Source organism: Exiguobacterium sp. s130 (assembly GCF_018619055.1).
In the GTDB taxonomy this organism is placed as follows: Bacteria; Bacillota; Bacilli; order Exiguobacteriales; family Exiguobacteriaceae; genus Exiguobacterium_A.
In genome coordinates, this window is sequence record NZ_JACSNI010000002.1 from 131,762 (window position 1) to 156,093 (window position 24,332).

The 24,332-nt window shown below is 47.9% G+C and carries 29 protein-coding genes and 1 pseudogene; 19 read left to right on the forward strand and 11 right to left on the reverse strand.

What is annotated here, in order from left to right; translation table 11 throughout:
- Nucleotides 1–3 precede the first annotated feature (3 nt).
- Nucleotides 4–606, reverse strand: a complete 603-nt coding sequence (locus HZS85_RS04480; protein WP_353048859.1) for a TetR/AcrR family transcriptional regulator — start codon at nt 604–606, stop codon at nt 4–6.
- A gap of 118 nt (nt 607–724) precedes the next feature.
- The gene (locus HZS85_RS04485; RefSeq protein WP_290783902.1) at nt 725–1,480 is read right to left on the reverse strand and encodes a hypothetical protein; all 756 of its coding nucleotides are present in this window, start codon (nt 1,478–1,480) and stop codon (nt 725–727) included.
- A gap of 383 nt (nt 1,481–1,863) precedes the next feature.
- Here HZS85_RS04485 and HZS85_RS04490 point away from each other — a divergent pair, with 383 nt between their 5' ends.
- The 4 genes from HZS85_RS04490 to HZS85_RS04505 all read left to right on the forward strand — a co-directional run bounded on the left by HZS85_RS04490 (nt 1,864) and on the right by HZS85_RS04505 (nt 5,277).
- Nucleotides 1,864–3,156, forward strand: a complete 1,293-nt coding sequence (locus tag HZS85_RS04490; RefSeq protein WP_214853705.1) for a globin-coupled sensor protein — start codon at nt 1,864–1,866, stop codon at nt 3,154–3,156.
- Nucleotides 3,157–3,276: 120 nt separating this feature from the next.
- On the forward strand, nt 3,277–3,495 hold the full coding sequence (locus HZS85_RS04495) for a hypothetical protein (RefSeq protein ID WP_214853707.1): 219 nt from the start codon (nt 3,277–3,279) through the stop codon (nt 3,493–3,495).
- A 41-nt stretch (nt 3,496–3,536) separates the two neighbouring features.
- Nucleotides 3,537–3,926, forward strand: coding sequence for a hypothetical protein (locus HZS85_RS04500; RefSeq protein ID WP_214853710.1), 390 nt, complete (start codon nt 3,537–3,539; stop codon nt 3,924–3,926).
- A 409-nt stretch (nt 3,927–4,335) separates the two neighbouring features.
- On the forward strand, nt 4,336–5,277 hold the full coding sequence (locus tag HZS85_RS04505) for a sensor domain-containing diguanylate cyclase (RefSeq protein ID WP_214854701.1): 942 nt from the start codon (nt 4,336–4,338) through the stop codon (nt 5,275–5,277).
- A 51-nt stretch (nt 5,278–5,328) separates the two neighbouring features.
- Here the strand turns inward: HZS85_RS04505 and HZS85_RS04510 are convergent, their stop codons facing one another.
- On the reverse strand, nt 5,329–5,949 hold the full coding sequence (locus HZS85_RS04510; RefSeq protein ID WP_214853713.1) for a serine/threonine protein kinase: 621 nt from the start codon (nt 5,947–5,949) through the stop codon (nt 5,329–5,331).
- Nucleotides 5,950–6,104: 155 nt separating this feature from the next.
- Here HZS85_RS04510 and HZS85_RS04515 point away from each other — a divergent pair, with 155 nt between their 5' ends.
- Genes HZS85_RS04515 through HZS85_RS04535 form a run of 5 tightly spaced genes read left to right on the forward strand, consistent with a single transcriptional unit; the run spans nt 6,105 to nt 10,274 of the window.
- Entirely contained in the window at nt 6,105–7,583 is a 1,479-nt protein-coding gene (locus HZS85_RS04515; protein WP_214853715.1) for a carboxypeptidase M32, read from the forward strand.
- On the forward strand, nt 7,583–8,305 hold the full coding sequence (locus HZS85_RS04520) for a glycerophosphodiester phosphodiesterase (protein ID WP_251137840.1): 723 nt from the start codon (nt 7,583–7,585) through the stop codon (nt 8,303–8,305). Before HZS85_RS04515 ends, HZS85_RS04520 begins: the two co-directional genes overlap by 1 nt.
- Before the next feature lie 12 nt (nt 8,306–8,317).
- The gene (locus HZS85_RS04525; RefSeq protein ID WP_035408033.1) at nt 8,318–8,767 is read left to right on the forward strand and encodes a hypothetical protein; all 450 of its coding nucleotides are present in this window, start codon (nt 8,318–8,320) and stop codon (nt 8,765–8,767) included.
- Nucleotides 8,768–8,777: 10 nt separating this feature from the next.
- Nucleotides 8,778–9,335 (forward strand): guanylate kinase, encoded by a 558-nt coding sequence (locus HZS85_RS04530; protein ID WP_214853717.1) that lies wholly within the window; start codon nt 8,778–8,780, stop codon nt 9,333–9,335.
- Between the two features lie 51 nt (nt 9,336–9,386).
- Nucleotides 9,387–10,274: an aminoglycoside phosphotransferase family protein gene (locus HZS85_RS04535; protein WP_214853719.1), complete on the forward strand. Its 888-nt coding sequence runs from the start codon at nt 9,387–9,389 to the stop codon at nt 10,272–10,274.
- 76 nt (nt 10,275–10,350) lie between these two features.
- On the opposite strand, the gene HZS85_RS04540 is transcribed toward HZS85_RS04535, so the two are convergent.
- The 4 genes from HZS85_RS04540 to HZS85_RS04555 form a co-directional block, all read right to left on the reverse strand.
- Nucleotides 10,351–10,599, reverse strand: coding sequence for a hypothetical protein (locus HZS85_RS04540; RefSeq protein WP_231496855.1), 249 nt, complete (start codon nt 10,597–10,599; stop codon nt 10,351–10,353).
- Between the two features lie 80 nt (nt 10,600–10,679).
- Nucleotides 10,680–11,165 (reverse strand): tetratricopeptide repeat protein, encoded by a 486-nt coding sequence (locus tag HZS85_RS04545; protein ID WP_214853730.1) that lies wholly within the window; start codon nt 11,163–11,165, stop codon nt 10,680–10,682.
- Between the two features lie 72 nt (nt 11,166–11,237).
- A complete protein-coding gene (locus HZS85_RS04550; protein ID WP_035397402.1) occupies nt 11,238–11,681 on the reverse strand; it encodes a MarR family winged helix-turn-helix transcriptional regulator in 444 nt (147 codons plus the stop codon).
- A 71-nt stretch (nt 11,682–11,752) separates the two neighbouring features.
- Complete coding sequence (locus tag HZS85_RS04555; protein WP_235514003.1) at nt 11,753–12,829, reverse strand: GTP pyrophosphokinase; 1,077 nt, start codon at nt 12,827–12,829, stop codon at nt 11,753–11,755.
- Nucleotides 12,830–12,969: 140 nt separating this feature from the next.
- Between HZS85_RS04555 and HZS85_RS04560 the strand changes: the two genes are divergently transcribed.
- Complete coding sequence (locus HZS85_RS04560) at nt 12,970–14,106, forward strand: Six-bladed beta-propeller, TolB-like protein (protein WP_214853733.1); 1,137 nt, start codon at nt 12,970–12,972, stop codon at nt 14,104–14,106.
- A 131-nt stretch (nt 14,107–14,237) separates the two neighbouring features.
- Here HZS85_RS04560 and HZS85_RS04565 read toward each other — a convergent pair whose 3' ends face one another.
- Complete coding sequence (locus HZS85_RS04565; RefSeq protein WP_023468292.1) at nt 14,238–14,660, reverse strand: organic hydroperoxide resistance protein; 423 nt, start codon at nt 14,658–14,660, stop codon at nt 14,238–14,240.
- Between the two features lie 108 nt (nt 14,661–14,768).
- Between HZS85_RS04565 and HZS85_RS04570 the strand changes: the two genes are divergently transcribed.
- Nucleotides 14,769–15,200 carry a MarR family winged helix-turn-helix transcriptional regulator gene (locus HZS85_RS04570; RefSeq protein WP_023468293.1) on the forward strand — a complete coding sequence of 144 codons (432 nt, stop codon included), beginning with the start codon at nt 14,769–14,771 and terminating at the stop codon, nt 15,198–15,200.
- A 17-nt stretch (nt 15,201–15,217) separates the two neighbouring features.
- On the opposite strand, the gene HZS85_RS04575 is transcribed toward HZS85_RS04570, so the two are convergent.
- Nucleotides 15,218–15,673, reverse strand: a complete 456-nt coding sequence (locus HZS85_RS04575) for a hypothetical protein (RefSeq protein ID WP_023468294.1) — start codon at nt 15,671–15,673, stop codon at nt 15,218–15,220.
- Nucleotides 15,674–15,799: 126 nt separating this feature from the next.
- Here HZS85_RS04575 and HZS85_RS04580 point away from each other — a divergent pair, with 126 nt between their 5' ends.
- Genes HZS85_RS04580 through HZS85_RS04595 form a run of 4 tightly spaced genes read left to right on the forward strand, consistent with a single transcriptional unit; the run spans nt 15,800 to nt 19,498 of the window.
- On the forward strand, nt 15,800–16,291 hold the full coding sequence (locus HZS85_RS04580) for a PH domain-containing protein (protein ID WP_214853736.1): 492 nt from the start codon (nt 15,800–15,802) through the stop codon (nt 16,289–16,291).
- On the forward strand, nt 16,288–17,736 hold the full coding sequence (locus HZS85_RS04585) for a PH domain-containing protein (protein WP_214853739.1): 1,449 nt from the start codon (nt 16,288–16,290) through the stop codon (nt 17,734–17,736). The genes HZS85_RS04580 and HZS85_RS04585 overlap by 4 nt, the downstream gene beginning before the upstream one ends.
- A gap of 34 nt (nt 17,737–17,770) precedes the next feature.
- Nucleotides 17,771–18,688, forward strand: coding sequence for an alpha/beta hydrolase (locus HZS85_RS04590; protein ID WP_214853742.1), 918 nt, complete (start codon nt 17,771–17,773; stop codon nt 18,686–18,688).
- A gap of 18 nt (nt 18,689–18,706) precedes the next feature.
- Nucleotides 18,707–19,498: a PP2C family serine/threonine-protein phosphatase gene (locus HZS85_RS04595; protein WP_214853746.1), complete on the forward strand. Its 792-nt coding sequence runs from the start codon at nt 18,707–18,709 to the stop codon at nt 19,496–19,498.
- A 35-nt stretch (nt 19,499–19,533) separates the two neighbouring features.
- Here HZS85_RS04595 and HZS85_RS04600 read toward each other — a convergent pair whose 3' ends face one another.
- Nucleotides 19,534–19,680: a hypothetical protein gene (locus tag HZS85_RS04600; protein ID WP_214853749.1), complete on the reverse strand. Its 147-nt coding sequence runs from the start codon at nt 19,678–19,680 to the stop codon at nt 19,534–19,536.
- Between the two features lie 148 nt (nt 19,681–19,828).
- On the opposite strand from HZS85_RS04600, the gene HZS85_RS04605 reads away from it, so the two are divergent.
- Together HZS85_RS04605 and HZS85_RS04610 are read left to right on the forward strand one after the other, a co-directional pair.
- Nucleotides 19,829–20,425: a hypothetical protein gene (locus HZS85_RS04605; protein ID WP_214853751.1), complete on the forward strand. Its 597-nt coding sequence runs from the start codon at nt 19,829–19,831 to the stop codon at nt 20,423–20,425.
- Nucleotides 20,426–20,446: 21 nt separating this feature from the next.
- Nucleotides 20,447–21,631 (forward strand): hypothetical protein, encoded by a 1,185-nt coding sequence (locus HZS85_RS04610; protein ID WP_035408013.1) that lies wholly within the window; start codon nt 20,447–20,449, stop codon nt 21,629–21,631.
- A gap of 47 nt (nt 21,632–21,678) precedes the next feature.
- On the opposite strand, the gene HZS85_RS04615 is transcribed toward HZS85_RS04610, so the two are convergent.
- Nucleotides 21,679–21,987, reverse strand: a complete 309-nt coding sequence (locus HZS85_RS04615) for a hypothetical protein (protein WP_214853753.1) — start codon at nt 21,985–21,987, stop codon at nt 21,679–21,681.
- A 528-nt stretch (nt 21,988–22,515) separates the two neighbouring features.
- Here HZS85_RS04615 and HZS85_RS04620 point away from each other — a divergent pair.
- Nucleotides 22,516–22,788 (forward strand): annotated as a pseudogene (locus tag HZS85_RS04620) (glucose PTS transporter subunit EIIB); the annotation flags it as partial.
- Nucleotides 22,789–22,945: 157 nt separating this feature from the next.
- On the forward strand, nt 22,946–24,280 hold the full coding sequence (locus HZS85_RS04625; RefSeq protein ID WP_214853755.1) for a 6-phospho-alpha-glucosidase: 1,335 nt from the start codon (nt 22,946–22,948) through the stop codon (nt 24,278–24,280).
- Nucleotides 24,281–24,332 lie beyond the last annotated feature (52 nt).

Consider the following 24,332-nt stretch of genomic DNA (forward strand, 5'->3'; position numbering starts at 1 on the left):
ACCTCAATTGTTTGGAATCGTTTTCGACATGCCACGCCAGACGATTGGCCAGATGGCTTGCTGTCTAGCATGAAAGGCGTCGACGCCGTTATAGACAAGTTCTGTCAGCGTACCTTCAGCGACCGTCAAATAAGCAAGCGCTGCACTTTTGTAGTCCGTCGAATAGAGAATCTGTTCCGTTCGGTCACGTTCGCGTAACAGACGCGTCAATAAATCATGCAGTGAATCGAAGAATGGGTTGAAGCGATCGGTCATCTCTTGTTCGAGTTTTTCTGGTGGAAAATAGGCTGCCCGAAGGATGAATCGCATCAGGACATCATCCTGCTGCTCTAATATGAACCAATCGAAGAAGCCGTGCAAGGATTGCTCGAGCGGTTGCTGTCGTGTTTTTGTGAAATACGTAGCGAAACGACGCTTTTGTTCCTGCAAGGCATATGTCGTCGCTTGCAGAAAGAGGTCGTCTTTGCCTTTATAATGCGCGTAGATGGACGGTTTTTTGATACCGACTTCTGTTGCGATCTCTTGTAGCGATGCTCCTTCATAGCCGTGCGCTGCAAAATGATGGATGCTCGTCTGTAATAATTGTTGTGCTTTCAGATAAATCACCTTCCTAACGGTCGTTAGGTAATACTGTAACAGGAAATTTCATGGGCAGTCAATGAGAGTGTCTTACCACACAAAAAAACTGACTCTGCCATGGCGGAATCAGTTTTATAAGGAATCATTATTTATTCATGACACGACCGCGTGTTGCGACGCGTGAACCGACAATCCCAGCGAACGACGTGAAGATCAGAGTCAGAAGGAGACCTACGAACGACCAGATCGAAACTTTCGATGCCGTTTGTGTCGCTTGTTCCGTTTGCTGACGAACATCTTGAACCGTTTTCTTCAAGTCAGCTGATCTCTCGTCAAATGTTTGTTTCGCATTATTGATTTGATGCGTTGTTTCTTTTGTTGCCGTGTTTAAACCATCGACAATGTTTTGCGTCGCTTTATCTGCCTCGGCGCCTGTAAGATCCGTGTTCTTCGCAACTGCGTCAGCGATTTTCTTTTCATCGAGTTCCTTCGTATCGATATCTGAGACGTTTTTCGTAACGGAGTCGAACCCTTTCGTCGCAGCGTCTTTTGCAGTCGACGCGACAGACTCGATGCCGCTACCGGCATCTCCACCGACTGTTCCGAGTAATGAACCGACCGATTGTAACGTATTGACGGTCGTAAACGACAAGAGAGCGAACAAGAGGATGACGCTCGTCGACCAAGTCAAAAATCCGTGAATGAGACCGGGTCGAGCTGACGTCACACCAGGAACGAATCCGGCAACGAATAACGAAATGAGCAATGACAGAATCGCCCAGATGATCAAGCCTGTTCCGACGCCATCGAACGGGTTATACGACGTGACGTCCGTGACGCCGAGACCGATCGCCGATCCAATCAGACTGAAAAGAATCAATAAAGATAAGAATGATACCACACCGGCAAAAATTGAACTCCATGAAATGTTACGACCCGCATCGTCCGCTTCCGCTCGGAAGTGGGATGAAAAGCCTTTATTTGTTTTTTTCCGTAATCAGCACTACCTCTCCCAAATTAATCTTTCAAGTTTGAGATGTTCATGAATAGCATAGCTTCACCACAAGTTTCTTACGCGCATAGCTCTTTTATATCCGGGAAGTCACAATGAAAAACCTAGTATTACAGTTACATGATTAATGATCGTATGAACTTTAAAATGTCCGAAATATTCCAACATGCAATTACCATGACATGTAGAAAGAGACTAACGTATCCCTTTAAAGGTCAATCAACGGTGACGATATAAGAGGTGAAATGAAATTAAAACAAGGAGATGAGTATATGAATTGGTTTAAGAAATCACCTTCACCTTCCTTTGACGCGCTCATTGAAGTCGAACGCACTCATGTCATATTGAATGTTCCAGCATCCTTACATGAACAATTACGTCTAATCGGTCTACACGCCATCGATTTACAAATTGCACGAGTCATCCGCGAGGATGTTTCCCGTTGGATGCCGAGCATGGTCGATGCGTTCTACGAGGAGTTAATCCGGGTTCCGTCTCTCCGTCAGTTGATTGAAAAACATTCGAAACTTGAACGGTTGAAAGGCACCCTCGCTCGGCACATCTTACAAATGTTCGATGGTCAGGTGACAATGGACTACATCGAAGCCCGGCGCCGGATTGCTGAACGGCATGTTCGGATCGGTTTGCACAATAAATGGTACATCGCTGCCTTCCAGAAAGTCTGGAACGTTCTCAGTGAGAAGATTGACGACAGTGCTTGGCCGGAAGCAGAGCGTGTCCGAATCATGCGGGCAGCGGGAAAACTATTCAACCTCGAACAACAGATCGTCATGACGATGTATGAGGATCAAATCGATGAAGAACGCCAAGCGATCGCGACAGCAAAACATCACGTCGGGGATGGCGTTCAAAAATCGACCGAGGAACTCGCTGCGATGAGTGAGGAGTCGTCAGCAAACTTCCAAGAGATTGAACGGCACGCCAAACACGTCTCAACGACGACAAACGCGATTTCGATCCAGTTGACGGAAGCGGTCAGTGAAGCAGAAGCGGGCGTCGTCCTGGTTGAAGAAGAGACACGGCGCTTTGAGCATGTCGTTGCAGATTTATCACGGACGACCGAACAAGTCGCTGAACTGTCTCGTCTGTCGCAGGAAATCGAACGGATCGCTGGGATGGTGACGACGATTTCTGATCAGACGAATCTACTCAGTTTGAACGCCTCAATCGAAGCGGCACGTGCCGGGGAGATGGGACGCGGGTTCACCGTCGTTGCGCAAGAAATTCGGAAGCTTGCCGAAGAGAGTAAACAGTCGGCAACAGAGACGTCGCGGATCGCCAAAGAGATTACGCAAAAGATGCTCGTCGTCTCAGAGCGGATGGGAACGACGGAGACAGCGGTCGTCCGGACGACGACAGAGATGCAACAAGTCGTCCGTGCCTTTTCAAGGATTTCGGAACAGACCGACAATGTCTCGCGGCAAATTCATGAACTATCGACTGATACGAAGGATATCGCCGGCACGATCGAAGGCATGCGTAAGATTGCAGAAGCGATTGCTGAGACAGCGGATGATTTACAAGAAGTCGCCGCGACCCTCTGATTTAGTCCTCCTTTCCATGTGAAAGGAGGACTTTTTTGACGTTTTATGGAAAAATAGAGTTGGAGGTGTGGAAGGTTCATGGTGCAGAGTCTATTATTGATTGTTTAATGCTTTTTCGCTTTGATCGGACATTACCTGACGACAGGGGAACTCGCTCCACGTGAGGTGTACGGATTACTTGGTTTAACCGTCGTCGCTTTCTTGAACGGTAGAGTCGAATGGTGGCAAATCCGGTGTGATTTGCGTTATCGTAGACGAGAGGCAGAGGTGTCCGTTCGCTTAGCGGACCGGGCGACGCAAAAGACGAATACGGTTTTCTCGCGCATGAACAATGGCTGACGTTCTCACGACGTTATGCCACGTGGTGGCAGGCGATCCTTGTGCGCTTCAAGAAGTTTGAATCGTTTTTCCTCGATGTAACGTTCGACGGAGAAGGAACCCGTCTTCAAATTAAAGAAACGAGAACGGAATGGCTTCGCAATACGACACATTTCGTGATTCGTAAAGATGGACGTGACGTCGGTACAATCCGTACCGATCCGGCACTTCGTCAGCAATTGCGGCTACAAGAAGTCTTACTCGTCTCGTATGCCGGTCAGGAGTATCAGATTCGTTCCTCGACAGTCACGAGAAAGATCGGTGTTCATCAGAACGGGGACTGCATTGCGACGAGTTCACGACACGGGGCGCAACTTCACTTTGATTGTGAGACGAATATACGTCTATTAGCTGTCGCAAGCATGATCGTCTTTCGACTTGTTTATTCATAATTATTTTATTTCAAATACCTTTATTATAACAAAAATAAAATGAAGCAGTTTCAAAGGAGTACGGCGTTACATACTAAAATACTCTTATTACGAAAAATCCAACTGGCTGATACGGAAGCGATGTTTAGAACGGATTGTGGAACAATGGAAATGGTAGCGATGCATTAGCTGCAGTCCTTGCCTTTGGTTTTCAAGAAATGCTCCTTTATAAGGTTTCAGTCGCCCATAATATCGATAAAGCTCCAGGAGGAATCATGCAGAAGGTCGGTATGATTCAAGAAGGACTGTATGGGTGATGATTCGCAATGCGACTGGAAAATATAAGGATTGTGCAATCGATGGGCTGCTTCGTGAAACATATGATCTAAAAAAGAACGAATAACGAAAGAGGTGTGATACGTTGCAAGAAATGACACTGTATCGGAATTTTAACGAACTGGCAGATGATGTATTGGAATTAGCGAAAGAGATTCTACCTGACCAATTGTTGTATTTAACGACGATCGAAGAAAACCAACAGATGATTTTACGACTCTCAAATGATCATCAACGAATCGAGATTCGAGCAGGACAAGTGTTCGAGATGGAAAAGACACTTTGTCGTCACATCAATTTCGAAAAGAACGAACCCATCTGGTATGAGTCCATCAGCGATGACGAGCGCTTAGAAGATATGCAGGACGCATTAAAAGCGTTACAGATCGAGTCCTATCTCGGGATTCCGATCAGCTTAACGAATGGTCAACCCTTTGGTACGTTGTGCGCTGTCCATTATGAAGCAAGTCAATTCGAAGAGAAGAGCATTCAACTTCTCCAACGGATCGCGAAACTATTTTCGTATTACCTTGAGCTCGAACAGTTTGCTTGGAAGGACACGCTAACACAATTGTATAACCGACGTTATTTGATGAGACAGTGGGAAACGGAACAGCAACATTCCGGTGCGCTGTTTTATCTTGATCTTGACGGATTCAAGCAAGTGAACGACGTGTATGGGCATGAGACCGGCGACAAAGTCTTGATCGACGTCGCGAAACGACTACAGGATAGTACACGTTCTTATGAAGACGCGTTTTCTGTCCGGATCGGGGGAGACGAGTTCTTGATTCGTTTCACCCATCAGAAGACGAAAAAGGAGTACGAACGAATTGCGCAGCAGCTCCTTCAGAAACTTGGACCATGGCAGACGCCATACGCTGTCTCGACCAGCATCGGGATCGTGCTATTTGATGATGAAACCATTAAGCTAAAAACGATCATTCAACAGGCAGACCGTGCGTTATATGCCGCAAAAAAAGACGGTAAGAATACGTTTCGTTTTGCGGATGCTGTCTCACATCGCGTCCAATAATCAACGAAAAAACGCGATGTTTCCTCACAAGGAGGAGCATCGCGTTTTCAATTAACCGGTCTTTCGAATCGATTCGAACAAGCGTCCCTTATAGACATCAGCGATCGTATTGAGGAACGTCTCGCTCAGTTTTTTCGGGAAGAACGGTTTTGCATAGACATACTGGTAGGCTTTCTTCAAATCATCCCATTGTGTACACGGTTCGGTTTGACGGAACCTTGCGACATCGATGATCCGTGCTCCATTTGCCGTTAACAAAATATTGCGTAGATGAATATCTGATGGATTAAGACCTACGGCACGTGCCTCTGCTAGCGCTGCATCGACAGTCGTTAAGACGGATTCTGGAATATAGGTCCCGCTGACGAGGCATTCGAATAACGTTTGTCCTTCGATGTATTCGAGCACAAGGTAATCGGGTCCATATTCGAACATCCTCGCATACGTCGAAAACGTCGTCAGTTGTTCATAAATGCCACCTTCTAACTCAGCGAGAGGACGAAATGACGGATAGAACTTCTTGATGACGCGGTCGGTGCCACGAACCCGGAATACATAGGCGCTACGACCGGTGCCGATCCAGTCGAGCTCTTTTGGGAGATGTTCGATCGTACAGACCGGTCCCGTTTCTTTCAACTGAATCAACTCGGCTATCTCAGCGTCTGTCTTCACTGTTGCCACTTCCTTTCGCTCTGCTTGATCGTATGGTCATTATACGCTTATCTGACGGGAAAAGTTTCAAAAATCATTCGTGTGTGAAAGTTTTGAACATTTTGTGATATGCTAAAAATGCTACACTGTTACATACTTCAAGGGGGTCTATAATCATGTCAACGACACAACAATGGCGCGACCATTTTGATGGTCTTCGCGCATACGAAGAAGCCGTCGCATTACTATACTGGGATATGCGGACATATATGCCGGATCAAGGTGCAGCGAATCGTTCCGCTTCGATCGGATTCCTCTCAACAGAGAGCTTCCGTCGCCGGACAGGGAAAACGTACCAACAATTACTGGCAGCGATGGAGCAAGAGACGCTGAAGGGCATCGAAGCGATCTCGTTCGCGAAAGCAAAAGAAGCATTCGATCGCGACTCGAAGATTCCAGAAGCCGAGTATCAAACGTTCATCACGTTGATTTCGGAAGCCGAGAGTGTCTGGGAAAAGGCGAAGGACGCGAATGATTGGTCGATGTTTGAACCATATCTCGAGAAAATCGTCGCGATGGAACGCCAGTTCGTCGAGTATTGGGGTTATGATGTGCACCCGTATGACGCGCTCCTGCATGACTATGAGCCAGGGATGACGGTCGCAACACTCGATCCATTATTTGCGGAACTCCGTCAAGCAATCATTGGTTTGCTCAGTCAACTCGAAGGAAAAGACTTCCCGACGCTTGATTGGTCAGCGGACCGCGAGACACAGATCGCCTTGAATCAAGAATGGCTCCGTGATATCGGTTATGACTTCACGTCCGGTCGATTGGATGAGACGGTTCACCCGTTCCAAACGACGATCAACCGGAAGGATGCGCGGATCACGACGAAATATGATGAGAACGACTACCGGAACTCCGTCTTCGGCACGATGCATGAAGCCGGGCACGCGACGTATGAGCAAGGTATCGAACCGGAACTCGATTCACTTGGTCTCGGTGAAGGTGCTTCGATGGGGATCCACGAATCACAATCACTGTTCTTCGAGAATTTCATCGGACGTAATCAAGGCTTCTTATCAGCACGTTATCATGGTCTACAACAAGCAATCCCGTCGCTTGCTGATGTCCCATTTGAACGCTTCTATGCAGCGGTCAACGAAGTCAAGCCGTCACTCATTCGGATCGAAGCCGATGAATTGACATATGCCCTTCATATCATCATTCGGTATGAGCTTGAAAAGCGCCTGATGACGAAAGAACTCGAAGTGAAGGATCTCCCGCAAGAATGGAACCGTCTCTATAAAGAGTATCTCGGCGTCGATGTCCCGAGTGACGATAAAGGGGTCTTACAAGACGTCCACTGGTCAGGTGGATCGTTCGGTTATTTCCCAAGTTACGCGCTCGGTCTCGTCTACGCGGCACAATTGAACGAAGCGCTTCGTCGTGACGTCGAAAACGTCGATGGTCTGATTGCAGCTGGTACACTCGCACCGATCAAAAGCTGGCTGAAGGAAAACATTCACCGTCACGGGAAATCGAAGACACCGGCTGAACTGATCGAAGCAGCAACGGGTCAATCGATCTCGGTCGCACCCCTCGTCAACTACTTGACGAAGAAATACACGCGTGTCGTCGAGGCACTCTGATGTTATGGTTTGCACACCGCGGTGTCAGTGACCGTTTTCCTGAGAACACGCTCGAAGCAATCGCCGCTGCGATCGAAGACGACGTCGATGGTGTCGAGTTCGATGTCCATTTCTCAAAGGATGGTGTTGGTGTCATCATTCATGACGAGACTGTCAACCGGACGACGAACGGGACAGGGCGTGTGATCGACATGACGGTCGCTGAACTGCAAGCACTCGATGCCGGAGCACGTTTCAAAGGAGAAGCGATCAAGACGAAGATTCCGACGCTTGACGAAGTACTCGCAATCCTCGCACCAGCGACACTGCGGCTCAACATCGAGCTGAAGACGGATACGATTCGCTATGATGGCATTGAGGCGTATGTCCTCGAGCGTTGCGCGGCGCACGGCATTGCGACGGATCGGTTGTTGTTCAGTTCGTTCAACCATTATTCGGTTGCTCTGATTCGCAAGCTTGACCCGAGCGTCGAGACGGCGATTCTGTATCCCTATCCGATCTATCATCCGGAAGAACAAGCCCTCCGGATCGGTGCGACGGGGATTCATCCCGATTACCGACGCGTGACGGAGGCGGATGTCGCGTTCGCTCACGCAAAAGACGTCACGGTTCGGGTCTATACCCCGAAGACGATCGCCGATGTCCATCAGATGCAAACGATCGGTGTTGACGCCGTCATCGTCAATGATCCAAAAGGAATGCGCGACACACTCGAAGGATGAGGAGGGGAAGGGATGCGCAAGGAATACGTATTCGTCATCAGTTTGTCGCTCGTCGCCTTATTCGTCGGTCTCCAGCTTGGCTTTGCCCGCTTGCCGGAACCAAAACCGAAGCAAGTGACGACGACACCGATGCGTCCTGCGGATTATGAGGCAGGACTTGCATCAGCGAAACGTGAATTGAAGCAGATTCAGCGCTTCACCTTGAAAAGCACCCTTCCTGCTAATGGAACGACGGTGACTTGGATCTATGAGACCCCATCCGATGAACGGATTGCGGTCGATTGGTACTATGTTGAGAGTTACCCGGAAGCCCAAGTCCAGATGACACGTAATGAGACGTCCCGGATCATCTCGTATGAACGCTACTTGATCGTCATCCGACCAATATACGGGACGGTCGTTGATAGTGAACTAGAACAGTTCGCGCTCCGCTTTACAGGTTATTTCACGACACAACAATAGGGGGAAAACGATGTCAGGTAAAATCATTCTCTTGATTGGTGGATCGGGCAGCGGAAAGTCTTCCCTAATCAAACGTCTGCGGACGGAATACGCACACGTCCGGTTCATCCCGTCAGTGACGACACGACCGAAACGTCCGACGGAAATTGATGGAGCAAGCTATCACTTCGTCGACGTCAAGACGTTCCAGCAACTGATCCAAGAGGACGGGTTCATCGAATACGCCCATGTTCACCGCGCGTGGTACGGAACACCACGGCAAGCGTATGTCGATGTCCTCGAGCAGGATCAAATCGTCATCAAGGACATCGATCCAAAAGGAGCAGCAAACTTTAAACGTCTGTTTGGTGACCAAGTCATCACGATCTTCGTCTCGGTCCCACCCGATTTGATGAAGGAGCGATTGTTGATGCGCGGTGATACACCGGAGTTCGAAGCGCGACTCGTCGATTACGAGGAAGCGTGGAAAGACCGCGATCACTACGATTATATGATCGAAAACATCGATTTCGAAACGGCGTATGCCGATCTGCTTGAGATCATTGCCAGCTATATCCCACAGGCATGACGAAGAGGACGCAAGTAAGCGTCCTCTTTTTGTCTTCAGAAAGGAGTCTTCATGCTACCAGATCATCCATTACTGACCGATATCGATAGCGTTAGACGGCTTGCCGGACGCTCGCACCAAGCTGTCTGGTTCGTCAAGACAACAACAGCACACTACATCGTCAAGGTCGTGACGGACCCATTAAGTCGTCAGTTTGAACGAGAGGCGGCTTTAATGGTCCCAGAACAAAAGGGAATTTCTCACGCCTTACCGCTAGCGACCGGACGGACTGCGACGACCGCGTACGGCATTTATCCATACCTACCCGGACGAACCGTTCGGAGCGTGCTTCTCGAGTCACCAGAATTAGCTCCTCGACTCGGTCAGGAGACAGGGCGAGCGTTGAGAAGCATTCATGACGTGATAGCACCGAGCGGGACGGCGGCATGGAAAGAACGTTGTCAGGCGAAACATGACCGCTATCGCGCAGCAGTTAATGGGTTGCTTGAGCCAGAGTGGATCGAGCGACTCGATCGGTTCATCCTTCTAAGGCTTTCACTTTTAGCTGAGCGTCCGAATCAACTGCAACATGACGATGTCCATCTCGATAATCTTCTTGTTGAGAATGGACATCTCTGTGCCTTCCTCGATTACGGGAACCATGATTACGGCGATCCGTGGCATGACTTCGTCAAATGTGGATTGTTTCAAGTCGAGACGAGTCCCGTCTTTGCCCGTCACATGATCGATGGATACTTCGAGAGCAAAGTACCGTCTAACTTTTGGCAGATCTACAGCCTCTATATGGCGATGGTCGTTTTCTCGTCTCTCGTCTGGGCAAAACGGTTCGATGTAGACGGATTGGAGGCAATGCAACGACGTGTTCAGCGGATCATCCGAGACCACGATGGATTTCAGTGTGAAACACCGCTTTGGTATGAGAGGCAAAATCATGACTAAAAAAATGGATTCGTTTCTCACTTGAAGAGAAACGAATCCATTATTTTTTGAGTGGACCTTTAAATGAAAAGGGAGATTACCATTCGAATCCTTCTTCACTATACTTGCCGTTCGAATTGAAGAACCGTTCTTCTGTTTTACCGTTTACCGTATTCGTATAAATCACGTAGACGTCGAGATGATCGTTTTGATCCGCCATCTTCTTAGCGGCTTTCTTAGCATCCGCTTCAGTCGTATAGGTTTCTGACTTACTTGCCTTACCGTGTTTTTCTTGCCCTTGTTCTTCATAACCTTCTACTGTCCATACTTTTTTTGATGACATCATTAACTTCCTTTCCTGCCAAAAGCGAGTCCGCTTGGCTGTTACATTATGCTGTGCGAACCAATCTATCGTCAACTGTTGCTTTATTCCGTAACGATCTCGTCCAAATGATCGGCATAATAACGAAGTGCCCGGTTAAATGTCTGAATCGAGGCGTCCGACGACGTCGCAGCAAGACTCTTGAGTAACCGACCGACAGCCTGATTGACTTGACCGAGGTTGTACTCCGTCATCGCGAGGAATGCTTGTAAGGCGTGGGCGTCTGGAAATTCAAGCAACGCGCTTCGGAAAACGCTTGATGCTTGTTTGAACTGACCGATGACGCGGTATGTACTGCCGAGCCCGATATAAGCTTGCAAGCGGTCCTCACCAGCAAGACCGAGCGCAAGTGCTTGTTCATAGTAGGGGACAGCAGCCTGTTCCTCACCAAGACTATCATGACACCAGGCCATCTGATAGAGGACCGCCGGATCGTTAGGGGCTGTTTCGACATACTGACGGACGAGTTCCTTTGCTGCTTCATACTGTCCCGTCTTTCGTAAGTGTTGCACTGATTCGAAATCAAACATCGTGTTTCCTCCTAATCGATTACTAAAAAACGGATCCGATCGCTTTTGACCGGATCCGTTCCATCGAACAGCTTAGACTGTTTTTTCAAGCTTCGTTAAGAGCGAGCGGAACAACTCCAGTTCCTGATCCGAGAAGTCCTCAAAGACGTCTGCAAGGTAATCCATCTTCATCGACTCGAGTTTTTCGTAAAGCTCAATGCCTTTCGGTGTTGCCCGCAGTTCGACGACGCGACGATCGAGCTCGCTTCGCTCACGTGAGATCAACTCTTTTTTCGTCAATTCGTCTGCCAGAGCCGTAATCATGCTTGCTGAAAATTGGAACTCTTGCGAGAGCGCTGAAGCAATTTGGGGACTGTTCGCACAAAGTGATTTTAAGATGAAGAACTCGTTACGTGTCAAGTAAGTCGTAAACATGCTACGCACGTCCTTTTTGATCGCGCGGTAGTTCATCCGTAATCCTTTTTCCGTATCAACGATCAACTGATCGCGTTGTGCTACTTCTAGTGTAGTTGCCATGTATCCTTCACTCTTTCTATACCGTAGTTTCTTTCACTCGTGATTTAGTATAGTGAAAAATTTTAGTTTAATCAATATTTTTCTCTTGAATCATCTGACTCGACGACACGGGCGACTTGGGCGACGATTTCTTCGACGTTGCGTAACTCCGGATAGAAACGGCGGAAGAAGTAGTCAATGCGGTGCGTATCTTCACCAGCGATCGTCAATGCCATACAGATATAGGCGATCCCGATTCCTTGACGAGGCAGGAATGGATTCGGCATGACCTTTGCACAACGTAAGGCGAGCGGACTATGTGTCGAGACCGCTTCAATCAGTTCACCGTACGTCCGGATATCGACGTAATGGAACATTCGGATCAGTTCGTTGATCAACTGTTGATCGGAATCGAGCATCATTTGTGACGTGACGAGACGTTTGTCGAGTTCGCTGATGACGGGGGAGTGATCGATGAAGTAATTCAAGTTATCTGCCGTGATCCGGACTTGATGCGGATCAGACAAGATTTGTTGGACCGTCTCGTCTTCAAATTGTTTCAACTGTTTCTTGATGTTGACGAACTCCTGATCGGCGATCTCGAGTAATCCTGCCACCCGACTGAAGCTACGCCGGACTTCTGCCGGGACACTGTTCGGATTTTTATATCCGAGATCATGCTCGATCTCGGCCCACGCATGTTGGAGGATCGAGCGGATCTGAATCTCTGCCGTGTAGTCCTTGAAACGTCCATACTCGCTCAAGGCAAGCCGCTGTTCACTGAGTGACGCGACGAAGTGGACCGAGAGGTAACCAAATTCCGTCGTATCAAGCAAGGTCGACTTATCGACCGATTGATCACGATCGATCGCGAACTCATTCTCGATGATGCGCGCCGCTTCCCGAACGTCATCATGGAAATAGGTGACGATCCGGATCCCGGTCAAGTCATGGACGTCCTTGAGCGAACGGTATTTATTCGGTTGTCGTAAGACCTTTTGATACAGGCTCTCGGAGTCTTTCGTCCGGGCGACGATTGAGTGGTACTTGATACCTGCCGCGTCTAACAGCTCGGACAGAAGCATCTTCAACTTGTCGGCATAGGCATCATATTCTTCCTTATCATTGACGTATTCGAGCATCATCGTATTTAAATCTTGTGATTGCACCGTTTTGCACCTTCCTCATCCTGTAGTCATCTAGCCATATTGTAGCACTCTGCTTTACTAAACGCACAAGAAAACCCTGTTTGAAGCAATACGATTCGTGGGAAAAAGACAAGTAGTACGTGTTCAGGAGGAGATTGAAAATGGAAATAGTGGATGCCCGTGCTTTACCTGCCGATCATATGGATGTCTTGCATGTCACACCGTCGTCGATCTATTTTCGACGTCGCCTCGATGACGCCCGTTACCACATCAGCCGGTATGATCTTGAAGATCAAGAACAAGTCGATCTGACGCAGCAGGCTTTGACGGATCACGGACCAACTCGTCCGTTTGTTCGTCATGGAAAGGTCTATTGTCTGAATGAACATACGCAAGAGCAAGGCGGGGAGACGGAAGTGCTCGTCCTCGATCTCTTGTCCGGGAAACGCGAGCAGATTGCGTCGTTTTACGTGGAAGGGGATTTGACGCTCTACTGGGTGCTCAATGACAACTATCTCGTATTCTTGCAGACGACGGATACGACGTCCGCGTTTTTGTATGACGTCAAGGACGAATCACGGCAGACGATTCGCGATCCACGGCTCTACGGGATGACGGAGAATTACCGGGAACTCTATTTCTTTCTCGTCACGCTCGAAGACAAGGAGTACATCGTCTGTAACGCTCGGCTCGATGAGTTCTCGTTCTATGACGCCCTTGAAAGTGGTGTCATCTCACCAGAAGATCCGATTGATCACTCCGAAAGTCTGTTGATCGCACCACTTTCGACCTTGATTGAGGAGATTGAACAAGGTGTCGAACATTTATCGTTTGCGACACTATTGAAATTAGATGGGGAAGGGGATACCGTCCAATATCTCGGGGAACAAGAAGGGCATCTTATCTTCAGTGCCTATACCGATCGTCTGAACGAAGAAATCTTTTACCGGATCGATACGGAAGCGAGTGTCGAAGAGGTCGCCCGGATCCAGTGGAGTGACTATGAACCGCTCGATTTCACTTACGATGACGTTGAGTCGACGATCTTCATCGTTAATGACCGTTCCGAGCACCATCATGAAGTAATCAACTTACGCAACGGTGCCCGATTCCTTGATAAAGAACCGTTCGAACGTGTCTTACGCGGACGTTTCTATCTACACGAAGCGGTTGGAGACAACGCGGAACCAATGGTCACCGTCTATGATGCAGAACACAATGAACGCTATCGGTTCGAGGATGCCTATTATGTCACTGTGTCCGGGGAACTTGTCATCTTATCAGTCCATCAACTTTAAAAAAGGGCGGTTGTTCTTTTCATGAGAGCAACCGTTTATCATCTAAAATGAAATTATTTCAATTACCGAATTTATAACAAAAAATAAAAACCAGCTGAGAGTAAACCTCAGACTGGCTAGAAATGCTACACTTATTCTGCGTCAGTCGTACGTGTGTAGACGTCAACTTGGATATTTCCAGCAGTTGCACGCGAGTAAGGGCAGACCGTATGCGCGACTTTTGCAAGTTCAGCCGCAGCTTCTTCTGAGATCCCGCGGACGAGAACATCGAGTTCGACTGAAAGCATGAATCCGTCAGCTGCTTCGTTTAACGTTACGTGTGCTGTGACTTCACTGCCATCGTGTTTGATCCCTTGTTTGCGAGCGACCATGTTCAAGGCAGAGTCGAAGCAAGCAGAATATCCTGCAGCAAAGAGTTGTTCTGGGTTCGTTGCTTGTTTTTTCGATCCTGGTACTGGCATTGCGAGGGCGACGTCAAGGATTCCGTCCTCCGATACGACGCGTCCGTCGCGACCTCCGACAGCTGTTGCAGATGATGTGAACATTGGTTTCATGTGTGTAACTCCCTTTCGTTGTTAGATTCAAATAAGTAGCTTACAATTAGATTGTATACAATTTAAATCGAAATGCAAATCGTTTGCTCACGATAGGAGGAATTTTTTATGAACCCGTTAGCTTTAGATGAACAACTCTGTTTTCCGTTTTATGCGATTTCGCGTGAGATCACGCGTCGTTATCGTCCGTTACTTGAACCCCTCGGTCTGACGTATCCACAATATCTCGTCATGCTCGTCGTCTGGGAGGAGGAGGGACAATCGCTTAAAGCCATCGGCGAACGGCTCCATCTTGACTCCGGTACGTTGACGCCGTTACTCAAGAAACTCGAAGCAGCAGATTTGTTGCGACGCGTCCGTAAGCCGGAAGACGAACGACACATCCAGATTTTTTTGACAGATGCCGGTCGTGCGTTACGGAAACAAGCAGAGACCGTTCCACTTGATCTCGTCCAAACACTCGACGTCGATGAAGAAGACTTACGCGTCGTCAAAGCGGCACTGAATCGTCTCGTCATGAAAATGAGCGACCCGGATTAACCGGATCGCTCATTGTCTTATTTACGGCGGAAGCCTTCTTCTTCAAGATAGTTCGCTGCTTCCTTATACGAGTTGAATGCACCGTCTAAAAGATCACCGGCGTAGACGAGCCACGTGTCGATGTCTTCATTGAGCAACGTCAATTCGAACTGGTTATCGTTGACCCATGTTTCTTCGAGTGTTTCGACCGATTGGACTGTTGAGAGTGCTTTGATTGCATCTTCTAATAAGAGAATTAAAGCAGGTTCTGAGAATTCACGGATGTTGACGAAACCTTTTTCGTCCGTTTCATAACCTGGTAGACCAGCGGCATAGACGAAGCCGTTACCGTTCGGATGTAAATGATAGACGAGATTCTTCTTCTCATACTGACTGTCTGGAAATTGGAAATTGACGCGCTTCAGCGAGACATCTTTTCGGACGAGTTGTGGGAAGGTCTCGATAATTCGTAGTTTTTCTTCAAAAGTTAACATGGTTCCTCCTTGGTGTTACAGTTCTTCACTTCTATATATGCGATGAAATCAAACAAAATGTCAACCGCTGTCTGAAACCAAGCGACGTTTTTAACCGTAAATGGAAACGAAAGGAAGTGTTTTTTGATGTCTACTGTACAATGGCATACGCTGCCAGAACGATCGATTCGAGCAGAACGGCTCGGATTGTTGCCGTTACATGGCTTAATCGCCGTCATCTTGATCGGAACGACGATTACTCAAGTCATGTGGCTCGACCTGACACCTTGGTGGATGGGCATCGTCGGTCTGCTTTGGCTGATCTATTTCATTCCCCGTATCGTCTACATACCCGTTCTTCGCTTGAAGTATATGCGTTATCGCATCGATGAGGAATTTCTCGTCGTCCGAAACGGCATCTTCTTCCGCCGCGAAGTCACCGTGCCGCTCGTCAAGGTGCAATTGATCGATAGCCAAACGGGACCGATTCTGCGTCGCTATGATTTGATCACACTTGATATTCGAACGGCATCCGGCTTCGTCACGTTGACGCGACTGGATCGTGCGCAAGGGGAGGATCTGCGCAAACAAGTCGAACGATTCGCGAAACTCGAGGAGCGGGAGGAGGAATCGTTATGACCCGGCGCGTCCACCCGCTGTTCATCGTGATGTCGAGTATCTCGATCATCCGCTCGCTCCTGATTCCGTTCGCCGCCTTGATTTTAAATGCGATCCGAAAAGGCGAGATCAACACCTATACGTGGATCGGGATCAGTGTCGGGATTGTGTTCGTCCTCTTATACGGGATCGCCTCCTGGTATTTCTATACGTTCACGATTGATGCCGAGACGATTCGGGTCCGCAAAGGAATTCTCCAAAAAAGTGAACGGACGACGCAACGTAAACGGATCGAGTCGATCGGCATTCAGCAAAACGTCATCGAACGACTGTTGCGTCTTGCGACGTTGACCGTCGAGACATCGTCTGAGAGCGGAACACCGGAAGTCGAACTGAAGGGGATCCGTCTTGATTTTGCGAAAGAACTGAAGTCGTCGATCAAAAACGAGGGACAGCTCGTCGTCGAAGAACAACAGGCGGAAGTCGCCTATACGATTCCAATCCGCGATTTGGCATTAGCCGGTGCCTTGTCAGGACGCGTCGGACTAGCGCTCGTCGGGATCGGGACCGCCTATCAATTCATCGATCAGTTCATTGAACGTTATGTCGATCGACTGTTCTCAGAACTCGCTCATTTATCGTTGTTCGTTTTGACGGGACTTGGCGTACTCGTCTTACTCGTCATCTACATCGGCTCAATCATCGTCTATATCTTGAAATACGGTTCGTACCGTGCCGTCTTGCAACACAACCGATTGTTGATCGGGTACGGGATGTTGAACCGGACCGAGGTCGCGTTTCATGCTGATAAGATCCAAGCCCTCGTCATTCAGGAAAGCTGGATTCAGCGTTTGATCGGACGAGCGAGCCTGTCCTTGCACATCATCTCGGCGACCGGAGAGAAGGAGCGACTGTTGCTCCATCCGTTCATCCGGACGAACGAGATTGATCCGTTTCTGGCGACATATCTGCCGCGCTTTCGACAGTTCAGCCCGCAGCATGAAGTCGCACCGATTGGCTTTCGCTACCGGGTTCGTTGGCCGTTACTCGGTTATGCGCTGTTGTTTACTGCATTAAGCAGTGTCGTCATCATCGTCCTTGATTCCTCATGGCGCTTCCTGATCTTGCTTCTGTTCATCTGGTTACCGTTCTATTACTTCGCTGTGCGTAGCGGTTACCGAAAGACCCGTTTCGGAACCGGCCACGATCTCTTGATGTTACGCAAACAATGGGTCCAAAAAGAGACCGTCTATACGCCACGACTGAAAATCGAGGAATTGACCTGGTCCGTTTCTCGCTGGCTCGAAGCAAAGGAGATTGCCCGGATTGAGATTCAACTACGGGGCAATACTGCTTTTAACGCGCTTTATTTTGAACGAACGGATATCGATACCTTACAGCGCTGGTATAAACAATCGTTCCTTTCGACCCCGTTAGCAGGGGAAGTGAAAACCGACGACGAATAAGGAAAGACTCACTGTCGGAAAGGAAGCGAAGCACATGCGCAAATGGGGAATCGGCATCGTGTTGCTCGTCACGTGTCTGCTACTGTTCATCGTCTATGATGGATACCGGATGCAAGAAACATTGATCGGTCAGTCGGACGCTTCTCCGATTCTGAAGACGACGAGAACGGACGGACAGGTGACGAAAGACGAGACATGGTTCAAACAAACGAGCGAGACACAGCAATGGTCGAAGGACGGGCTCGTCCGCTTCGGTCGTTATCTACCGGTTGACGGTAGCAAACAGACAGTCCTCCTCGTCCCGGATGAGATGATGTTTTCACAGACCGGTGCTTACGCATTAGCTCGTTATTATCATGAGGCTGACTTTAACGTCTTACTCATCGAACGGCGTGGGCAGGATCGCAGTGGCGGCGTTCGGAACTACGGCTGGCTCGATCGACTGGATGTCTTGGAATGGACAAAGCGCTTAGTGGCTGAAAACGGAGACGATAGAATTGTCTATCACGGACTCGGTGTCGGCGCTGCTACCGTTTTACTTGCTGCTGGTGAGACCATACCGATGCAAGTCCGAGCGATCGTTGCCGAAGGAGCTTACGCCCGACTCGACGACTGGTTCAGTTTCCTTGCGGACGATCAGATCCATTACCCAGCGCTGCCGTCGTTGACGGTCGCAAGCATGTGGAACAAAGGGGAACAGGACTTCTTCTTCGGCGACGTCTCGGTGACGCGCCAAGCGACGAAAATCCGGGTTCCGACGCTGTTCATCCATGGACTGAAGGACGACCTCGTCCCGGTTCGGATGATGTACGAGCTGTATCAAGCAAAAACCGGATTAAAACAATTGTATCCGGTTCGTGATGCCGGACATGACGAGACATATACGATTGATCCGGACAACTATGAAAAACGATTGCGTTTGTTCCTGCAACCTTACTTGCGGGATATGTAAAGAAGGGAAGACGGAAGCATGCAGACGAGACAATCATCCTACTACTGGGTCGGCTCCGACGAACCGTTCGTCGATACGCAACAAATCGACCGGTTTGGTCGGATGATGCTCGGACGATTCGGTGGCTGCTCGAGAAGCGGTCAATATAAAAATGAAGACGGAGCTGCTATCTTATTCGGCAACGATTGGGAGATGGCCGTCGTCTTAGACGCTCATAAGACAGCAGATAGTGCGGCACTTGTCTTACAGCACCTAGCGCAATATGAGTCGCGTATTCGAGATGATCTAGATGCCCCACTCACTGAAGCGTTTGGTCGAATGGAGACGACCGTGCTGGATCTCTTTCAAGATCCTGACTTCATAGCGGCATGCGCAACGTTACAAGGGGAGACCGCCTGTCTGATTGCCGTTCGCAAAGGGCGCTTCATCTGGTGGTTCTCCGTTGGTGACGTCGTCTTGTATCTGTTTCACCCGGATTTGATGAAGATGGGACAAGCTGCTTTGAATGAGCGGCAGTTCTATGAATGGATTGGACGCGCGAACGCCTTTGCGTTACCGGTCCCGAGTTACACACGAGGCGTCCGCGAGTTGCGGCAAGGGGACAACCGATTGTTCGTGACGACGGATGGTTTGCTCGAGTGCCCGGGAACACCGTATGTCGAAGCAATGCAAATCGATAAAGACTTACAGTCAGGGGGTGTCGAAGAACTGCTCTCGACGATTGAAGCGTTGGGCGTGCGCGACAGTACGACCGTCGTTGCGTGGTCCGTCACGATCGAAGAATCAGTCACCCAACCAAGCGATACATAAAACACCCCGCATTCCTTTTGGAGCGCGGGGTGTCGTCATTCTGTTTCAGTTGGTTGCTGCTGTTGCTGATCGAGTTCAACCGGTTCTTGGTCGACCGGTGTTTTCACTTCAGCCAATGGGAAGGCGATGCCCGCACTCGTCAGCAAAGTGATCAAGGCGGCGCTCGTCAATGTTTGGCGCATGGTCCAACACGTCCTTTCTGTCTGTTTCTGACGTTATATTTTAATAATTCTGAACATTCTTCATCGTTTCGTCAAGCAATCTTTTATTTCCACTACGTATTTTTCCCAAAAACCCAGTATACTTAAACATGAAAAAGGGGGAAATCGATTGAAATTAACGAAAGCCAACACACGTCTATTAGAAACCGTTTTACCGCGATTGAATTTGAACGTCGCAGAACCGGACCGGACGGAAATCGAAGACCGCTTACGGGCAGACATCTACGAAGCCCAGCGGAAACAACGACCATTCGAAGAGATTCATGGTCTTTCCGTTGAGGCACGTCTCGACCAGATGATTGCCGAGTTACCGCAGCGGCACCGGATGGAAACGCAGAAACGCTGGACGCGGAACTACGTCTCGTCGATTTTGATGTTCATCTTCATCGAAGGAATCGACGGATTATTCCAGTTTGCCTTGATTGATTACTTATTCTTCTCAATCATCGCCTTGTTCTTGATCGATGCGATGCCTCAAGTCATCACGGCACCGAAGCTTAAACAAGTCAAGTCGCGGGTCTGGATTCAATTCGTCATCAGTTTCATTCTATTTTCAACCTATAAGGCACTGCTCGTGACGATCTTCCCGGCACCGGACGTCTTGATTCAGGTCAGTGGATTGCAGTCTTATATCATAGGCATTGCAGGGCTGGTCGGTCTTTATATCTACTGGTCGAAGAATCCGTTACGAAAACGCGGCGCGTAATTTGCGAGAGGGGATGGTTGCGTGGAATTCACACATTGGAAACGACGGCTGCAAGATCATTTCGAACGAATGGGCTTTTCCTTACTGACGGAACGCCTAGCGATGCAAGACATGGTCAAACTCGAAGCGACACATGGTGCCTTCCTGTTCTTCCCGGTGACGATTCATCTCTATGAACGGTCCGGCTGGAAGATGGTCGCGTTTGAGGCAGAGACGGGGGAGGATCCGCAACTCGTCGAGCAGCAGATTGCCTCGTTGTTCCAACTCTTGATGGTGACGTTCCAAGAAGAAGAGCGGGAATTTCTGCTCGGTTTCCATGCTAATACCGGTCGTTACCTGACGGACCGTAATGCACCCGTCGGACGGCTCGTCCGTCTGATCGAAGAGTGCTGGTATGACGGTGACGTCCTGCGAGTCGACACATTCGATCCGTTTCCGGGACTGTTCGTCGCACCACCTTTTGCCCATCAAAGTTATGCCTTCATGCCGGAAGAACGGACGTGGCGCTTATCCGTCGGGCGTACTGGACGTCCGGCGAACGATTATCGTTTCGACGGAACGATTTTGTCCCCACACCGCTTACCGGAATCGGAATTATTTACTGTGACACCAAAGTCGGTACCGTTAGAGGATGAAGAGGCGATCCGAAACTTACTGGAAACGGAACGACAGACGATCGCTAAGTTCCATGATCGTGCCATGGCTACGATTCGGGCGTACGACCCATCATTTGGTTTTGCTTGGCGCGGGACGCAGACATTTTTCCACGGTGTTCCGGTCAATCCATTCGCACAACGCTTGTGGCTCGAGAACGGCGTGACGCGTTACCGGATTCTACAACAAGGATCGACGCGATTGCTTGCTTCCGGTGAGACTTGTGACGCTGTCATCGAAATGCTCGATGCTGCCGTCAGCAGTGAAGAACCGGATGGTCAATCCGTCAGTCCGATTGGTCAACTGATCCTCGGGATTTGGCAACAGATCGAGTCGGACGAAGCAACGTATATCACGAACGTTGATTGCCGCGGCATCTCGCGTACACAAGCCGATAACCGGATCCGCCACGCGCTAGCAAGGCAAGAGACGATCGAGTGGGTGCACCGGGCACCGAACGAAGATGATATTTGTCGCTTTGCCGGTCTGACGTTGACCTTCCCACATCGTCCACCGGGTGTCATCACGATTGAACGAACGGAAGCAGAATAACACGAACAGGCACGTCCGCGAGTAAGCAGACGTGTCTGTTCGTTTTTTTAGTGCGCATGCTGTGACAATCGATTAAAGACGACGGACAGACTGTAATAGATCATTGCTGTCAGAGCAGCGATCGTAAAAGAAAGCGGTAGGTCAAATGCGTCCTTCGTCGTCAAGAGAATCAGGAGACTCGCGATCACGATACCGTACACTCCGTAACCGAGGACTGTCGGCACATACGCTAATGTCGTCGATGACCGGTTGATGATCATGCCGATAAGGAAGTCGAGTAAGAAGCCGGACAGCAAGATGATTGGCAAGGTCGCTAAGACGTAAAACAAAAATGTTGAACCGAATGATTCATACATCGTATCCGATGTCCGATCTCAGAGCGGTGTATAGGATATGTATGCTAGGACGGTGCAAACGAGCGTGGTGGTCAAGATGACGGCAAGTAATCGGTTTAACATCAAGGTTCCTCCTTTATTTTCCTTATTGAGGGGTCCCCCCAACAAAACGCGGAAAACATACGCTAAGTCAATTTCTGGATGAAATAAATCGACTTTTTCCTATGCTAAGGAATTAATAGCCTTTCATATTGGCTAAATAATCTTAGAATTCTAAGCGATGATATACTCCTTTTTTCTAAAACTCAACCTTATTTAACCCCTGAATCCTAGGATCTTTTTTTATGTAGAGGAATTGGCTTTGATAATGTCTTCTGTATATTTGAGATGGGGTATATCCACTTAGTTGCTTAATATGATTTTAAAAATGTCCCTATTAATAGTATTGAAGATAAAAGTTAGTGATATCTTTTATCTTTTTTCGCTTAGAATGTTAAACCTTAAAGCAAGTTATTTACGAAAGCAGATTACAAAGAGAAGAAATTAGGAAATACAGGTGGAAGCAGTTCTTTTGAACAATTAGCTGAATACTTTTTAGCAGATTTAGATGGCGCTGCAAATATTCAAGATATTACAAACTGTGCAACGAGATTACGTGTTTCAGTAAAAGATCCTGAAAAACTAGAAAGTGAACAAGTTTTTAGAAAACATGGAGCACATGGCTTAGTTCGAAATAAACAAGCGATCCAAATAATAGTTGGACTATCAGTTGGTCAAGTTCGAGATAAAATGGAAGAAAAGGTTAAAAGTGTTCGAAAGTAAAATAGGATGTAAGAAGGTTAAAGAAATCTCCCAATGAGTGAAACCTTTCCCATCATCTTTCCAAACTATTACGATGAAGGAAAAATCGCAGTATACTCACCTTAAAGAAATATTTATACACTAAGACATAACAACAATAAGGAAAGAGGGACTAAAAATGAAAAAAAATTCTGTAGTAATTGCTGGTGGGGGAAGTACTTATACAGCTGGAATTGTAATGATGTTAATTGAAAATCAAGATAAATTTCCATTACGGAAATTAAAATTTTACGATAATAATAAAGAACGTCAAGATATCGTTGCGAAAGCATGTGAAATTATCATTAAGGAACGTGCTCCTAAAATTGAATTCATAGCAACAACAGATCCCGAGGAAGCTTTTACAGATGTTGATTTCGTAATGGCACATATTCGTGTCGGTGGTCTAAAAATGCGTGAACTAGATGAAAAAATTCCATTAAAATATGGGGCCGTTGGTCAAGAAACATGTGGACCTGGCGGCATGGCCTATGGTATGCGTTCAATTCCAGGAGTAATTGAATTAATTGATTATATGGAAAAGTATTCACCGAATGCTTGGATGTTAAACTACTCTAACCCAGCTTCGATTGTTGCAGAGGCAACACGTATCTTACGTCCTAACTCGAAAATCATTAATATTTGTGATATGCCAGTTGCCATTAAAAAATCAATGGCTGACATTTTAGGGTTGGAATCTGAGAATGATATTATTGAACGGTATTATGGACTAAACCATTTTGGTTGGTGGACTGAGCTTTATGATAAAGAAGGCAATGACTTAATGCCAAGATTGAAAGAACATGTAAAACAATGGGGTTATGGGGCTAAAAATGATGGGATCAATAATCCACTGCTAGCGGAATCCAGCTGGATGGATACATTTACTAAAGCTAAGGACGTATACGCTGTTGACCCGGATACACTACCAAATACGTATTTAAAATATTATTTATTCCCTGACTATGTAGTACAACATTCAAACCCAGAACATACACGGGCAAACGAAGTGATGGATCATCGTGAAAAGAATGTCTTTGCCGAATGTATACGAATTGCCGAAGCTGGCACCGCTGAAGGAACAAGTATTGAAGCCGGGGAACACGCGGAATTCATCGTTCGATTGGCAGGAGCGCTTGCATACAACACATATGAAAGAATGCTATTAATTGTTCCTAATAATGGGGCGATTGCAAACGTTGAACCAACTGCAATGGTTGAGATTCCATGTTTAGTAAGTAAAGCAGGTGTGGAATCACTATCTATTGGGACGATTCCTCAATTCCAAAAGGGATTGATTGAACAACAAGTATCAGTAGAAAAGTTAGTCGTTCAAGCTTATTTAGAAAAATCATATCAAAAACTTTGGCAAGCGCTAACATTGTCAAAGACAGTACCAAGTGCGAGTGTTGCAAAAGCAATTTTAGATGACCTTATCGAGGCAAACAAGGATTTTTGGCCGGAACTTTCTTAAGGAAAAAGGGTTTGCTAAACTAGTAGCGGGTATGAGGTGTTTTCATACCCTG

Excerpts from the sequence above, each read along its gene's own strand:
- HZS85_RS04560 (WP_214853733.1), top strand. The coding sequence starts at position 12,970 with ATGGAAATAGTGGATGCCCGTGCTTTACCTGCCGATCATATGGATGTC.
- HZS85_RS04575 (WP_023468294.1), bottom strand. The coding sequence starts at position 15,673 with ATGTTAACTTTTGAAGAAAAACTACGAATTATCGAGACCTTCCCACAA.
- HZS85_RS04535 (WP_214853719.1), top strand. The coding sequence starts at position 9,387 with ATGCTACCAGATCATCCATTACTGACCGATATCGATAGCGTTAGACGG.
- HZS85_RS04580 (WP_214853736.1), top strand. The coding sequence starts at position 15,800 with ATGTCTACTGTACAATGGCATACGCTGCCAGAACGATCGATTCGAGCA.
- HZS85_RS04505 (WP_214854701.1), top strand. The coding sequence starts at position 4,336 with ATGACACTGTATCGGAATTTTAACGAACTGGCAGATGATGTATTGGAA.
- HZS85_RS04615 (WP_214853753.1), bottom strand. The coding sequence starts at position 21,987 with ATGTATGAATCATTCGGTTCAACATTTTTGTTTTACGTCTTAGCGACC.
- HZS85_RS04590 (WP_214853742.1), top strand. The coding sequence starts at position 17,771 with ATGCGCAAATGGGGAATCGGCATCGTGTTGCTCGTCACGTGTCTGCTA.
- HZS85_RS04540 (WP_231496855.1), bottom strand. The coding sequence starts at position 10,599 with ATGATGTCATCAAAAAAAGTATGGACAGTAGAAGGTTATGAAGAACAA.
- HZS85_RS04585 (WP_214853739.1), top strand. The coding sequence starts at position 16,288 with ATGACCCGGCGCGTCCACCCGCTGTTCATCGTGATGTCGAGTATCTCG.
- HZS85_RS04525 (WP_035408033.1), top strand. The coding sequence starts at position 8,318 with ATGCGCAAGGAATACGTATTCGTCATCAGTTTGTCGCTCGTCGCCTTA.
- HZS85_RS04490 (WP_214853705.1), top strand. The coding sequence starts at position 1,864 with ATGAATTGGTTTAAGAAATCACCTTCACCTTCCTTTGACGCGCTCATT.
- HZS85_RS04530 (WP_214853717.1), top strand. The coding sequence starts at position 8,778 with ATGTCAGGTAAAATCATTCTCTTGATTGGTGGATCGGGCAGCGGAAAG.
- HZS85_RS04595 (WP_214853746.1), top strand. The coding sequence starts at position 18,707 with ATGCAGACGAGACAATCATCCTACTACTGGGTCGGCTCCGACGAACCG.
- HZS85_RS04545 (WP_214853730.1), bottom strand. The coding sequence starts at position 11,165 with ATGTTTGATTTCGAATCAGTGCAACACTTACGAAAGACGGGACAGTAT.
- HZS85_RS04550 (WP_035397402.1), bottom strand. The coding sequence starts at position 11,681 with ATGGCAACTACACTAGAAGTAGCACAACGCGATCAGTTGATCGTTGAT.
- HZS85_RS04600 (WP_214853749.1), bottom strand. The coding sequence starts at position 19,680 with ATGCGCCAAACATTGACGAGCGCCGCCTTGATCACTTTGCTGACGAGT.
- HZS85_RS04565 (WP_023468292.1), bottom strand. The coding sequence starts at position 14,660 with ATGAAACCAATGTTCACATCATCTGCAACAGCTGTCGGAGGTCGCGAC.
- HZS85_RS04515 (WP_214853715.1), top strand. The coding sequence starts at position 6,105 with ATGTCAACGACACAACAATGGCGCGACCATTTTGATGGTCTTCGCGCA.
- HZS85_RS04570 (WP_023468293.1), top strand. The coding sequence starts at position 14,769 with ATGAACCCGTTAGCTTTAGATGAACAACTCTGTTTTCCGTTTTATGCG.
- HZS85_RS04520 (WP_251137840.1), top strand. The coding sequence starts at position 7,583 with ATGTTATGGTTTGCACACCGCGGTGTCAGTGACCGTTTTCCTGAGAAC.
- HZS85_RS04625 (WP_214853755.1), top strand. The coding sequence starts at position 22,946 with ATGAAAAAAAATTCTGTAGTAATTGCTGGTGGGGGAAGTACTTATACA.